At 72.9% G+C, this 14,125-nt stretch carries 10 protein-coding genes; all 10 read left to right on the forward strand.

Annotation, left to right across the window (positions count from 1 at the left end; genetic code table 11):
* The first annotated feature begins 59 nt into the window (after positions 1–59).
* The 10 genes from AC068B_RS27765 (at position 60) to AC068B_RS27810 (ending at position 14,068) form a co-directional block, all read left to right on the forward strand.
* Positions 60–1,406 carry an ABC transporter substrate-binding protein gene (locus tag AC068B_RS27765; RefSeq protein WP_478674349.1) on the forward strand — a complete coding sequence of 449 codons (1,347 nt, stop codon included), beginning with the start codon at positions 60–62 and terminating at the stop codon, positions 1,404–1,406.
* Complete coding sequence (locus AC068B_RS27770; RefSeq protein ID WP_478674350.1) at positions 1,403–2,377, forward strand: carbohydrate ABC transporter permease; 975 nt, start codon at positions 1,403–1,405, stop codon at positions 2,375–2,377. The genes AC068B_RS27765 and AC068B_RS27770 overlap by 4 nt, the downstream gene beginning before the upstream one ends.
* 9 nt (positions 2,378–2,386) lie before the next feature.
* Positions 2,387–3,199 (forward strand): carbohydrate ABC transporter permease, encoded by an 813-nt coding sequence (locus AC068B_RS27775; protein ID WP_478674351.1) that lies wholly within the window; start codon positions 2,387–2,389, stop codon positions 3,197–3,199.
* 33 nt (positions 3,200–3,232) lie between these two features.
* A complete protein-coding gene (locus AC068B_RS27780) occupies positions 3,233–6,445 on the forward strand; it encodes a glycoside hydrolase family 38 N-terminal domain-containing protein (protein ID WP_478674352.1) in 3,213 nt (1,070 codons plus the stop codon).
* Positions 6,446–6,502: 57 nt separating this feature from the next.
* Positions 6,503–8,260, forward strand: coding sequence for a class I mannose-6-phosphate isomerase (locus tag AC068B_RS27785; protein ID WP_478674353.1), 1,758 nt, complete (start codon positions 6,503–6,505; stop codon positions 8,258–8,260).
* Positions 8,257–9,141 carry an ROK family protein gene (locus AC068B_RS27790; protein ID WP_478674354.1) on the forward strand — a complete coding sequence of 295 codons (885 nt, stop codon included), beginning with the start codon at positions 8,257–8,259 and terminating at the stop codon, positions 9,139–9,141. The genes AC068B_RS27785 and AC068B_RS27790 overlap by 4 nt, the downstream gene beginning before the upstream one ends.
* Before the next feature lie 192 nt (positions 9,142–9,333).
* Complete coding sequence (locus tag AC068B_RS27795; protein WP_478674486.1) at positions 9,334–10,365, forward strand: LacI family DNA-binding transcriptional regulator; 1,032 nt, start codon at positions 9,334–9,336, stop codon at positions 10,363–10,365.
* A gap of 106 nt (positions 10,366–10,471) precedes the next feature.
* Positions 10,472–10,843, forward strand: a complete 372-nt coding sequence (locus AC068B_RS27800) for a hypothetical protein (RefSeq protein ID WP_478674355.1) — start codon at positions 10,472–10,474, stop codon at positions 10,841–10,843.
* A 93-nt stretch (positions 10,844–10,936) separates the two neighbouring features.
* Positions 10,937–13,312 (forward strand): protein translocase subunit SecD, encoded by a 2,376-nt coding sequence (gene secD / locus AC068B_RS27805; RefSeq protein ID WP_478674356.1) that lies wholly within the window; start codon positions 10,937–10,939, stop codon positions 13,310–13,312.
* A gap of 66 nt (positions 13,313–13,378) precedes the next feature.
* The gene (locus AC068B_RS27810) at positions 13,379–14,068 is read left to right on the forward strand and encodes a PepSY domain-containing protein (RefSeq protein WP_478674357.1); all 690 of its coding nucleotides are present in this window, start codon (positions 13,379–13,381) and stop codon (positions 14,066–14,068) included.
* Positions 14,069–14,125: the final 57 nt, after the last annotated feature.

Genomic DNA, 14,125 nt, shown 5'->3' on the forward strand with positions numbered 1-14,125 from the left:
CCAAGACGCCCCGTGTTAACGCTAACACCGGGCTGAAGGCACACCTGAGGGAGTCATCCATGTCAGGTAGTTGTCACCCTTCACCGAGCGCGCCCCTGGCGCCGGGCCCGCCCCTCGGACGCCGCCCGCCGCCCCTGGAACGCCGCACCCTGCTCCTGGCCGCCGCCACCGTCGCGACCGGCGCGCTCGCCACCGCCTGCGGCTCCGCCGAGGGACAGCCCCCGGGTAAGGTCGCCGTCCTCGGCGACAGCGCGGCGTGGGAGAAGCCCATGGCGGCCGCGGGCGCGGCCATGAAGTCGGTGGCGGCGCTGAGCCTCGTGCCCGAGGTCAACCCGTCCCTTGAGTCGTTCGAGCAGATCGTCAAGTCCTCACTGCGGACCCGCAGGACCCCGGACATGCTCAAGTACTGGTCGGGCTACCGCCTCCAGGACCTGGCCCGCACCGGCGGCATCGTCGACCTGACCCGGCAGTGGGACGCCGCCGTAGCCAAGGGCTGGGCCGACGCCTCGCTGCGCGGTGCCTTCACCTACCGGCGGCGCGTCTACGGCCTGCCGATGAACCTCGCGTACTGGGTGCTCTACTACAACCCCGAGGTCTTCCGGGAACACCGCCTCGAACCGCCCGCCACCTGGGCCGAGTTCTACGCCGCCTGCGCCCGCCTGAAGAAGGCGGGCATCACCCCGCTGCACGGCACGGCCGACGGGCGCTGGCCCTCCTTCATCTGGTTCCAGGAGGTCCTCAGCCGTCAGGACCCGCGGTTCTACCAGGACTTGATGAACGGCCGGGAGCGCTACACCGACCCGCGGGCGGAGCGCGCGCTGCGCACCATCGCGTCGTTCTTCGACAAGGACTGGTTCACCCCCATGGACATGAACCACGTCGACGCGGCCGCCGCCATGCTGCACGGCAAGGTCGGCATGGTGCCCTGCGGGACCTGGCTCGGCTCCACCCTCGCGGCCGCGGGCGGCAGGCCGGGCAAGAACCTCGGCGCGTTCGTGCTCCCCATGGCCGACCCGGAGGCCCGCCCCAGCGTCATCTTCGAGTCCAGCGCCCTCGTCGCCACCGTGAAGGGCCCCGACCGCACCGAGGCGCTGAAGGCCACCAGGACCTGGCTGCACCCCACCGTCATGAAGGCGTTCTCGCACACCCTCCAGGACGGCTGCCCCAACCCGGAGGTCGCGCCCGCCAACCCCGTGATCGGCAAGCTCGCCCGGAAGGTGCGCGGCGACAAGCTGTGGCTCCTCAACCGCTTCTGGGAACAGGGCCCGCCCGAACTGGTCGAGGCCACCGTCGACGACCTCGCGGGCTTCCTGCTGAACCCGTCCTCGTACCGCAAGACGCTGCGCACCATGCAGGACCGGGCCGACGACGCCTGGCAGGTGTGGCGGGAGGCGGAGGAGACATGACCGGAACCGCGACCCCGGTACCCGGCGCGACGAAGACCGTGCGCGTGCGCCGCAGGGTGCCCACCCGCACCCCGCACCAGGCCGCGAAGGCGGGCGGCGGCAGGCTCGGCGGCCCCCTCGCCGCCCTGCCCTGGGCGCTGCCCGCGTTCGCCTTCGTCGGCGTGCTCCTCGTCTACCCCTTCTTCCGCAGTGTCTACGGAAGCTTCTTCGAGGACAACGGCTTCACCAGCAGCTACACCGGACTCGACAACTATGCGCGGCTCGTCGACGACCCGATCTTCGGCCGGTCGGTCCTCAACACCCTGATGTGGGTGGCGGGCACACTGCTCCTGCCCGTTCTCGCCGGACTCCTCATCGCCGTCGCCACCCACCGGATGCGGTTCGGCGGCATCGCGCAGCTGATCATCGTGCTGCCGTTCGCGATCTCGGGTGCCGCCACCGCCGTCCTGTGGAACTTCATGCTGACGTCCGACGGCGCGGTCAACCAGGTGCTGCGCGGCATCGGCCTGGACGGCTGGGCGCAGACCTGGCTCCTTGAGTGGCCGCAGAACACCCTCGCCATGATCGTCGCGAGCACCTGGCAGGCCACCGGCCTGAATGTCGTCCTCTTCGCGATCGGGCTGCGCGCCATCCCGCGCGAGACCGTCGAGGCCGCCGAACTGGACGGCGCGAGCGGCTGGCGGATGTTCCGCCACATCACCCTGCCCCAACTGCGCGCCGTGACCGTCGTGGTGGTCGGCATGGCCATCGTGAACAGCCTCAAGGCGTTCGACATGATCTGGATCCTCACCAAGGGCGGCCCGTCCCGCTCCTCGGAGACCCTCGCGCTGACCATGTACCGCGAGACGTTCCAGCTGTTCCACGTGGGCTACGGCTCGGCGATCGCGCTCGTCCTCTCGGTGATCGTCGTCGCCTCGTCCTGGACGTATCTGCGCCGCCAGATGCCCGACACCGGCACGGCGAAGAGCTGAGGAGGGGCCATGGGACGCGCGGTGCGCAACGTCTTCGTCGCCGGATGCGTGGTGTTCTGGCTGATCCCGCTGTACCTGCTGGTCGTCAACGCCCTGACCCCGGCGGCCGAGTACGCGGGCAAGCCCGGGTGGAGCGTCCAGGGCTTCGCCCTGTGGGACAACGTCAGGACCGCCTGGGACGTGGCGGGCATCGGCGACAGCTTCCAGGCCTCGCTGCTCTATGCCGTCGTGTGCGGCCTGGTCGCCGTCCTGGTGGCGGCCATGGCGGCGTTCGCCGTCGTCGTCCTGCCCATCCCGAAGCCCGCGTTCTGGTTCTGGCTGATCTACTCCGGCACGCTGTTCCCGCTGCAGATGTTCCTCGCGCCGCTCTTCGGCCTGTACGCGGACGTCAATCTGTACGACACCAGGATCGGCCTGATGCTCGTGTACGCGGCCTGGGCCGTGCCCTTCGCCTTCTTCCTGATCCGCAATCAAATAACCATGATGTCACCCGAGTTGACCGAGGCCGCGCTGATCGACGGGGCGTCCTTCCGGCGGATCTTCTGGCGCATCCACGTGCCGCTGATGAAGGCGGGGCTCGGCGCGGCCTTCATCTTCCAGTTCACGGCCGTCTGGAACGACCTCCTCCTCGGCATCACCCTCAGCCGCAGCCGCGACGTGCAGCCCGTCATGGCCGCCCTCACCACCCTCAACAACGCCTACTCCTCGACGGGACCGCCCGTCATCCTGGCCGGCGCGCTGATCGTGTCCGTACCGACCCTCCTCCTCTTCCTGGTGTTCCGCGGCCTCTTCCTGCGCGGCATCACCACATCCGCCCGCTGACCCGACACGCCCCCTTCCCCGGGAGAGAACCGCATGACGACACGGGCTCTGGTCCGCACCACCGACTGGGACAACGACCGCATCCGCGAGAGCCTGCGCGCCGACGTGGTCAGCGCGGAGGGCACGCTGGCGGACGGCACCGCCCTGCGGCTCACCGAGGAGCCTTTGCTGCGCCACGCCGACGACGGCACGCTGCTCCAGTCCCTGCGCGTCGAACCCGTCAACGGCACCGCGGTGCCGGACGGGTTGACCGTGCGCACGGACTCCGGCGCCGCCCTGCGCTGCGAGCGCGTCGCAGGGCCCGGCCGCTCCGTACGGCTGCTGCTGCCCGCCGTCGACGCGGCGACCCGCGTCACCGTCGGCCTCCCCGAAGGACGGGACGGCATCGACGTACCACTGACCCCGCAGCGCCACTGGACCCTGCACCTGGTGCACCACTCCCACCTCGACATCGGCTACACCGACCCCCAGGGCCGGGTCCTCGCCGAGCACCTGTCCTTCCTCGACTCCTGCCTGGAACTCACCCGCGCCACCGACGACTGGCCCACCGAGTCCCGCTTCCGGTGGTGCGTCGAGTCGCTGTGGTCGTTCCGGCAGTGGGCCGATGCCCGCCCCGCCGAGCAGGTCGAGGAGTTCGTGCGCAGGGTGCACGAGGGCCGCATCGAGCTGACCGCGCTGCCGTTCAACCTGCACACCGAGACCTGCTCCACGGACGAGCTGCACGAACTGCTGCGGCTCGCCCGCACCGTGCGCGACGAACACGGCGTCGAGTTCACCTCCGCCATGCAGACCGACGTGCCGGGCGCGGTCGTCGGACTCGTCGACGCCCTCGCCGCCGCGGGCGTCAAGTACCTGTCCGTAGCGCACAATTGGGCCGGACGCTCCGTCCCCCACCTGGTCGGCGGCGAGAAGCTGCCCCGGCTCTTCCGCTGGCGCGCGCCCAGCGGCAACAGCGTCCTGGTGTGGGTCACCGACACCCCGCACGGCCTCGCCTACATGGAAGGACCGCTGCTGGGCTTCGACACCGACTACGCCGACGTAGACGACCTGCTCCCCGCCTATCTGACCTCCCTCGCCACCAACCCCTACCCCTACCGCGGCGGCATCTTCGGCTGGGCCGTGGACCACACCGAGGTCAAGCGCGAGCCCTACCCGTGGGACGTGCTCCACCTGCGCGTCCAGGGCAAGTTCGGCGACAACGCGCCGCCCCGCCGCATCATCGCCGACACGGTCCGCCGCTGGAACGACACCTGGGCCTTCCCGCAGCTGCGGCTCTCCCGCAACGAGGACTTCTTCACCGACGCCGAGGCCAGGCTCGGCGGCCGCATCCGCACCTTCGAGGGCGACTGGACCGACTGGTGGGTCGACGGGGTCGGGTCGGGGGCGCGCCCGCTGTCCCTGGCCAGGACCGCCCAGTCCGTGGTCGCCGACGCCCAGACCATCGGCACGTTCGCCGCCCTCCTCGGCGCCACGGGGGCCGAGGACGACAGCAGGGACGCCGCCGGGGTCTACGAAGCGGTGTCGCTCTTCGACGAGCACACCTGGGGCGCCGGCGACCCATGGACCCACGGCGACGAGGGCGGCCACTCCGGGGAGCACCAGTGGCACTGGAAGTACGGGCAGGCGATGCGCGCCCACGACGACGGCAACGCGCTCCTCGCCCGCGCGAGCGCCCGCCTGGGACAGCGGCTCGCCGCCGCGCCGGACGCGGTGGCGACGTACCACGTCGTCAACACGTGCTCATGGCCGCGCACCGACGTCGTGCGCGTCTTCCTGCCCGAGAGCACCGTGCCGCTGGAGCGGCGGGTCGCCGTCCGCGACGCGCGCGACGGACGCCTGCTCACCCATGAGGAGAGTCCGCAGACCAACGACGACCACCGCGACGCGGGGCGGTTCCTCCTGGTCCGCGTCGACGACGTGCCGCCCGCCGGATCGGTGCGCCTCGACGTCGTCGCCGCGGCCGCCGCGGCCCACGAGGAGTCGCGGAGCACGACGGTGAAGGCCGCCACCGGCTGGAACCCGACCGGCGGCACCGAACGCCAGGACCCCGCCGAGACCGCGGCACAGGCCCTCGCGCACCCCGATCCGACCCTCCTGGAGAACGAGTACTTCGCCGTCCGCGTCGACCTCGCGCACGCCTGCGTCTCGTCGATCACCGACAAGAGGACCGGACGCGAACTCGTCCGCCAGGACGCCATCACCGGCTTCAACGGCTACCTCCACGACAGCTACACCACCGCGGGCGCCTTCAACCACAACTCCAGCCGCACCACGGCATCCGACCGCCTCGAACACCTCGGGGCCCGCGCCGTCCCGCCGCCCGCCGCGCTCATCGCCCGCCGCTCCACGCCCACCGCCGAATCGATCACGTACGAGACCCGCCCGGCAGGCGCCAACCGGCTGCGCACCACGCTCACCCTCCGCCGCGGCGTGCCCCGGCTCGACATCGAGAACCGCCTCGACAAGGACGCCCGCCCGGGCAAGGAGAGCGCCTACTTCGCCTTCCCCTTCGCCTTCGAAGACCCGGTCGTGCGCATGGAGGCCTCGGGCGGTGCCACGGGCAGCGGGCTGCCGGTCGTGCCGGGCTCCGCCCTGCATATGCGGGCGGTGCGCCGCTGGGTGACGCTCGGCGACGACGACCTGACGGTGGCCTGGTCCACGCAGGACGCGCCGCTCGTGCAGTTCGGCAACATCGCCCTGCCCTACGCGCCGTTCCCGAAGACCATGGGCCACGACGAGTCCGCCACCGTCTTCTCCTGGATCCACAACAACCTGTGGGACACCAACTTCCCCAGCGAGCAGGGCTTCGAATTCACCTTCCGCTACAGCCTGGCCAGCGGTTCCGGTGCCGGCGGCCTCGGGCCAAAGACGGCCGCCGCCTGGAGCCGCCCGATGCGCGCCGTCCGAGCCCGGGGGAGCTCGGGCGGCGCGCCGGACCCGGCCGACGCCCACTCGTTCGTCGAGATCGACGACCCGCGCGTCCGGCTCGTCGGCGCCACCACGCCACGCCCAGGACACGTCCTGCTGCGCCTCCAGTCGTTCGCGGAACAGCCGCTGACCTGCCGGATCCGCACCCACTTCACGGTCACCGCCGCACACCGCGCGGACTTCCTCGGCGACCTCGCCCACCAACTGCCCTGCGCGGACGGCGAGACGACCCTCGACGTACCGGCGCTCGGCACCACGGCCGTACTCTTCGAGCGCCCCGGCGCGGACTCGCCCGCAGACCCCTCCGTACGTCCCTGACTTCCGGAAACCCGCCCCCGAGCGTTGCCCTCCCTGCGCCCGCGTGAAGGAGAACGTGTGTACCGGCTCGACCCGCGCTATGCCCCCGCGCCCGGGGCCGTCCTCGCCACCGGCTGGCAAGCCGTCGCCGCACAACTGCCCCCGGGCCCCGCCACCCTCGCTGTGGACGGCCCGCCGACCGCGGCCTGGGGCGACCTCGCCGCACGGCTCACCGAGGAGCTGACCGCGCGCGGCGCCACCGTGCGCACCCTCGACCTGCGCGCCCACCACGCCCCGCCCGCCGAGGTGCGCCGCCGCACCGAATCCGCAGAGGACACCGAGGATCCCTACTACGCCAAGCTCGCCGAGACCCCGCTGCGCGACCTCTTCGACGACCTGCCGCGCCCGCGACCGCCGCAGGGCCGCGAAGTGCTCATCGTCCTTGGCCCCGGCGCCTCCCTCCTGCCGCACGATCTGCTCTGGTACGCCGACCTGCCCAAGCGGCACGCAGAGGCGGCCGTCGCCGCGGGCACCGGCCGCAACCTCGGGCTGCCCGACGAGAAGGGCAGCTTGCGGAGGCTCTTCTACCTCGACTGGCCCGCACTCGACCGCCACCGGGACGCCCTCGCACCCCGGCTGGACGCCTGGCTGGACGTACAGGACCCCGAGCGGCCCACGTACATCGACGGCCCCGGGCTGCGCGCCACCCTCACGGACCTGACCCGTCGGCCCCTGCGCACCCGCCCCTACTTCAACTCGACGCCCTGGGGCGGGCACTGGGCCCAACGCCGCCTCGGCTTCGACCCCGCGGCACGCAACACCGCCCTCGGATACGAGCTCATCGCCCCGGAGGCGGGCGTCCTCATCGGCACCCACCCCGGCCAACAGGCCGAAGTGCCCTTCCAGTTGCTCTGCGTGCTGCACCCCGAAGGGATGCTCGGCCCGCAGGTCGCCGCCCGCTACGGCACCTCCTTCCCGATCCGCTTCGACTACCTCGACACGCTGGACGGCGGCAACCTCTCCCTGCACTGCCACCCCAAGGCGCGGTACATGAAGGAGCGGTTCGGCTGGTCCTACACCCAGCACGAGACGTACTACATGGCGCTCGGCGGGCCGGGGGCCCGCGTCTACCTCGGCCTGCGCGAGGACACCGACCTGGAGCTCTTCCGCAAAGAGATCGAGGAGGCCGCGCACGACGGGGTCCCGATGGACCCCGAGGACCACGTCCTGACGTTCCCCGCCGAACAGGGCCGCCTCTTCATGATCCCCGCGGGCACCCCGCACGCCTCCGGCGCCGGAAACGTCGTCCTGGAGATCAGCGCCACCCCCTACCTCTACTCCCTGCGCTTCTACGACTGGCTCCGCCCCGACGCCGACGGCCGCCCCCGCCAGCTCCCCTACGAGCACGGCCTCGCCAACCTGGAGACCGGACGCCGGGGCGACGCAATCGGCAGGGACCTGGTCCAGGAACCGCGCACGCTGCGCACGGGTCCTGGCTGGTGCGAGGAACTCCTGGGCGCGCTGGACGAGATGTTCTACGAAGTGCGGCGCCACACCCTGGACGCGGGCGCCGCGGCCGACGACGACACGGCGGGCCGCTTCCACGTCCTCAACGTGGTGGAGGGCGAGGGCATCGTGCTGCACACGGCGGCGGGGGAGCGGTCGGGGGAGCGGCACATGCTCTTCCGCTCGGAGACGCTGACGGTACCCGCGGCCGTCGGCCCCTACCGGCTGACGGCGGTCGGCGAATCCCCGGTCAGGGTCGTCAAGGCGCTGGTCCGGCCCGAGAGCCCTGCCCCGTCCGCGCACGGCGGGCAGTCCCGGGCGATCCCGTGACGACGCCTGACCGGGGGCGGCCCGTCCTCGAACTCGGCGGCACCCACGTCACCGCGGCCCTGGCGGACCCCAACACCGCCACCGTGCTGCGAAAGGTGCGACAACCGGTCCGCCCCCGGGGCACCGCCGAACACGTCCTCGGCTCGCTCGTCCGCTGCGCCGGTGCGCTGGACGCGCCCGCCGGGCAGGTGTGGGGCGTCGCGGTCCCCGGCCCCTTCGACCACGAGAAGGGCATCGCCCGGTTCGCGGGCGTCGGCAAGTTCGACGACCTGTACGGCATCGACGTACGGGCGGTGCTCCTCGACGCGGTGCGGCCGCGCCCAGGCGAAGCGGTGTTCCTCAACGACGCGCACGCCTTCCTCCTCGGCGAGTGGCGGGCGGGCGCCGCGCGCGGCGAGCACCGCTGCGTGGGCATCACCCTGGGGACGGGTGTGGGATCTGCCTTCCTGGTGGCAGGGCGCGCACAGCACGAAGGGCCCGGCGTACCGCCGCAAGGCCGCATCGACCTCGTCGAGACGGGCGGCAGACCGCTGGAGGATTCCGTGTCGCGGCGGGCGATCCTCGCGCACTACGCCGGTGCGGACGCGCCCGCGGACCTGGACGTCAGCGAGGTCGCGGACCGGGCGCGGGCGGGGGAGCGGCGTGCGCGGCGCGTGCTCGACGAGGCGTTCACGACCCTCGGCGCCGTGCTCGCCCCGCACCTGCGCGACTTCGAGGCGACCGTCCTCGTCGTCGGCGGCGCCATGGCCGACTCGTGGGACCTGCTGCGCCCCGCGCTGCGCGCCGGGCTGCGGGATACTCCCGTCACGCTGCGTCCCGCGGGACTCGGCGAGGACGCGGCGCTCGTCGGAGCCGCGGCGCACGCGGCCGCCGTGCCCTGAACCGCCGCGCCGAGGCAGCGCGCCGAACGGAAGGACGTCCGCACCATGCCCGGACCGCACGACCCGCAGAGCGGTCGGTCACCGCACGACCAGCACGGTGGGCGGCCGACGCAGGATCCGCACGCGGGCCGCCCCGCGCGCGACGCCCGCGGCGGCCGGGCTCCGCGCGACCCCAAGAGCGGCCCGCCCACCCTGCGGGACGTCGCCGAGCGCGCCGGGGTCAGCGCGATGACCGCCTCCCGGGTGCTGCGCGACGACCCGCAGGTCCTGCCCGCCACCCGCGAGCGGGTCCGGGCCGCCGCCGCGGACCTCGGCTACCGCCCCAACGAGGTCGCCCGCAGCCTCAGGCTGGGCCGCGGCACAGGACTCGTCGGACTCGTCGTCACCAACCTCGCCAACCCCTTCTACTCACGCCTCGCCCTCGGCGTCGACTCGGTGGTCGCCGAGCACGGCCTGAAGACGGTCATCGGCAACACCGGGCAGGACCTCGACGCCGAGCGGGAACTGGTGGCCGACCTCGTGGCCCGCCGCGTCGACGGCATCATCGTCGTGCCCGCCTGCGCCGACCAGCGCCATCTGGCCGCGGCGGTGGCCGGTGGTGTGCCGGTCGTCCTCGCCAGCCGCCCGCCCGAGGGCTTCGCGGCGGACTGCGTCCTGGTCGACGACTTCGGCGGCGCCCGCGACGCGACGGCCCGCCTCCTGGCGCGCGGCCACCGCCGCATCGGCTTCCTCGGCTCGCCGCCCGCCGTCCACACCGGCACCGAACGGCTCCGCGGCTACGCGGCGGCCCTGACCTCCGCGGGCCTCACCGTCGACGCACGCCTCGTACGCCAGGGCCAGACGGAACCCCACCAGGCCAAGCGGGCCGCCGCCGAGCTCCTCGCGCTGCCCGACCCGCCGACCGCGCTGTTCTGCTCCAACAACCGCAACACGATAGGAGCGTTCCGCGCGCTGCGGGACGTGGGCGCGCGGGACGGGGGCGGGTGGGGCGTCGACTGCGAGGGCGTCGCCCTCGCCGGGTTCGACGACTTCGAGCTGGCCGACGCGCTCGGCCTGCCGCTCACGCTCGTCGCGTACGACAGCGACGAACTCGGCCGCGCGGCGGGCAGGCTCCTCACCGACCGCCTGCACGGCAAGGGGAGCGGGACGGCGGGCGGCCGGGCCGTGACCGGGGAAGCGCGCCAGATCGTGGTGCCCACCAACCTGGTGGAGTACGGCACTTGATGTTCGGTCCGCAGCACGGAACGAACCGCTGCGTCCCATACGTTGAGCAGGGCGGGGCCACGCCGTGCGCACCCGGGAGAACAGAGCCGAGGGGACGGGGGCACGCGTGTCGCAGCAGAGCCGTTCCGCGCGCCTGGCCGCGTCCGCGGTCTCCCTCGTCGTCACCGTGCTCGCCCTCTTCGTCCCCTCCGCCGCGGCGTACGGGACAGCGGCCGACGCGCCGCTCACCCACCACACCGTCGCGGCCCACGCGCGGCAGCAGGCCGGACCGCACGACGTCCCGGCGCTCCACGTCGCCGTCACGCACCGGCCCGACGCCCACATCCCGGGGCCACAGCCGACGGGCCCGCCGCGCACGACGGTCGACACGGCGCCGCACCGCGCCCTGGGCGGGCCCGACGCTCGCCCCGCCACCGCGCCCGCCCCGCCGCGGCGGTCCTGCGCGGCGGCCGCCCCGCGCGGCCCGCCCCACCGATGAGCACGCAGACCCTCCCCGACGCCTGACCCGGCGCACCGCTTTCGCGGCGCCCGGTCACGTGTCCTTCCGTCCTGCCCTCATCGTGGAGAACCCATGTCCCGCGCGCCCTTGTGGCGGGCGATCGTCGCGCTCGCGGTCGTCGCCCTTTCCGTGTACGTCGCCCTCACCCAATCCGCTCGCCTCGGTCTCGATCTGCGGGGCGGCACGCAGATCGTCCTGGAGACCAAGGACTCACCCACCACCAAGGCGAACGCCGAGTCCACCGACCGCGCCCTGGAAGTCCTGCGGCAGCGCGTCGACGCGCTCGGCGTGTCCGAACCCGGCATCGCACGCTCCGGCGAGAAGCGCATCATCGTCGAGCTCCCCGGCGTCCAGGACCCGCGCAAGGCGTCCGAGGTCATCGGCCGCACCGCCCAGCTGACCGTCCATCCCGTGACGGGGGAGTCGGCGGAGAAGGGCACGGCCAAGCCCGCCGCCGACGGCTCACGGACCCTGCCCGACCCCGAACGGCCGGGCGCCTACCTCACGCTCGGCCCCACCGCGCTGACCGGCCAGGGCGTCAAGGACGCCGCGGCGACGCTCGACCAGCAGTCCCTCGCGGGCTGGATCGTCTCCCTGGACTTCCGCAAGGAAGCGGGCGACACCTGGGCGCGGATCACCGGCGACGCGGCCTGCGCGCCGCGGAACGCCCCCGAACGCCGCGTCGCCATCACCCTCGACGACAAGATCATCTCGGCGCCGGGCGTCAACGAGGGCGTGGCGTGCAAGACCGGCATCACCGGCGGCAGCACACAGATCACTGGCGACTTCGACCAGGCCGAGGCCCGCGACCTCGCCGCGCTCGTCAAGGGCGGCGCGCTGCCGGTGCCCGTCGACGTCGTCGAGCAGCGCACCGTCGGCCCGACGCTCGGCGCCGACGCCATCGAGGCGAGCACCACGGCCGCTCTCATCGGCATCGCCCTGACCGCGCTGTTCATCACCGCCGTCTACCGGCTCATGGGCGCACTCGCCGCCCTCGCCCTCGCGCTGTACGGCCTGATCTCGTACGCCGCCCTGGTCGCGCTCGGCGCGACGCTCACCCTGCCGGGACTCGCCGGGTTCGTCCTGGCCATCGGCATGGCCGTCGACGCCAACGTGCTCGTCTTCGAGCGCGCACGGGAGGAGTACCTCGGCGTCCGGTCCACGGATCTGGCCAAGCCCGTTCGCACGGGCTTCGCGAAGGCGTGGAGCGCGGTCGTCGACTCGAACGTGACGACGCTGCTCGCCGCCGGGCTGCTGTTCTTCTTCGCCACCGGTCCTGTCAAGGGATTCGGCGTCACCCTGTCCATCGGAGTCCTCGCGTCGATGGTCACCGCGCTGGTCATCACGCGCGTCCTCGCCGACTTCGCGGTGGGCCGCGGTTTCGTACGCAAGCGGCCCGCCCTGACGGGCATCGCCTCCACGGGCCGCGTCCGCGCCTGGCTGGCCCGCCGCAAGCCGAACCTGGTGGGCCACCGGCGCCAACGGCGCCGCTGGCTCGGCGCCAGCGCCGTCCTGGTCGCCGTGGCGGTCGCGGGCATCGCGCTGCGCGGCCTGGATTTCGGCGTCGAGTTCACCGGCGGCCGCCTCGTGGAGTACAGCACCAGCAGGCCCGTCGACGCCGACACCGCCCGCGGCGCCGTGTCCGACGCGGGCTTCCCGCGCGCGGTGGTGCAGGAGTCGGGGGACGGCGACATCACCGTACGCACGGAACGGCTGACCGACGCCGAACAGCAGCGGGTCAAGTCGGCCCTGGAGCGGCCCGGCGGGACGGTCACCGTCGAGCGCGACGAGATGATCGGGCCGAGCCTCGGCGACGAGCTGCGCCAGAAGGCGCTCATCGCCCTCGGCATCGCCGTCGCCGCCCAGCTGATCTACCTGAGCGTGCGCTTCCGCTGGACCCTCGCGGCGGCGGCCGTGTCGGCGATGGCCCATGACGTACTGCTCGTGGTGGGCCTGTTCGCCTGGCTCGGCAAGCCCGTCGACAGTGTCTTCCTCGCCGCCCTGCTCACGGTGATCGGCTACTCGGTCAACGACACGGTGGTCGTCTTCGACCGCGTGCGCGAAGTACGCCGCCGGGATCCGCGCGGCGACCTGGCGGCCACCGCCAACCACGCCGTCGTCCAGACGCTGCCACGGACGGTGAACACGGGCATGGGCGCGCTGTTCATCCTGACCGCCCTGGCGGTGCTCGGCGGCGACTCGCTCGCGGACTTCTCGCTCGCGCTGATCGCCGGGGTTCTCATCGGCATGGCCTCGACCGTCTTCACGGCCGTCCCGATCGCCGTCGCGCTCGAACGCCGGAATCCGGCGCCGCCACCTTCGCGGCCGGGACGTTCGGGCCGGTCAGGTGGCTCGGGAGGTTCCGGTTGCTCGGGTGAGGCGGCCGACGGATACAGCCCGTTGGAGGTGCGCCGGAGGAGGGAGCGGGGAACCGGGGCGGTCGTGTGAGGGCCGTGTGCGGTCGTCGACGTGTCTCCTCGGGTGCCGAATGGGTATGTCGCCTAACGTGGCCATATGGTCACAAAAAGGAATGACAGTGTTGCCAGGCGTGGACGCCGCACGGTCGCGCGAGGCGCGGGCCTGATCTGTGTCGCTGCCGCGGCCGGAGCTCTGCTCGCCGGCTGCGGCAGCGAGGGCGACGACGACGCCGCGCAGACCGACGCGTCCACGGCCGGACGGGCGGCGTCGCCCTCCCCGACCGACGGGGCCACCCTCACGGACGACCAGCGGGAGCGGCAGGCGCTCGTCCCCAAGGCCAAGGTCGGCTACGCCAAGGCCCTGGACGCCGCGGTGGCGACGGTGGACAAGTCGAAGCCGGTCTCGGTCGAGCTGGAGGGCACGCCGGACAAGCCGAGCTGGGAAGCCGAGGTGGCGACCGCGGACGGCGCGGCCCACACCGTCCATGTCGACGCGGTCACCGGCAAGGCGGGCCAGGCACAGGCCGACACGGACCAGGACCAGGACGACAAGCGCGAGCTTGCCGACCTCCTGAAGAAGGCGACCGTGACGCCGCAGCAGGCCGCGCAGACCGCCACGGACAAGACCAAGGGCACGGTCACCTCCGTGGAGCTGGACGACTCCGACAAGGGCGCCATGGTGCTGTGGTCCGTCGACGTCGTCACGACCGACGACTGGAACAAGACGACCTTCGACATCGACGCGACCCACCGCAAGATCCTCCGGGAGCACGTCGACCGGGACTGACCCCTGCCCACTGACCGACGGCAGGGCGCTCGTGCCGACCTCGTGGCGGTGTGGCGG

The sequence above is a fragment of the Streptomyces sp. NPDC042371 genome (assembly GCF_056437465.1).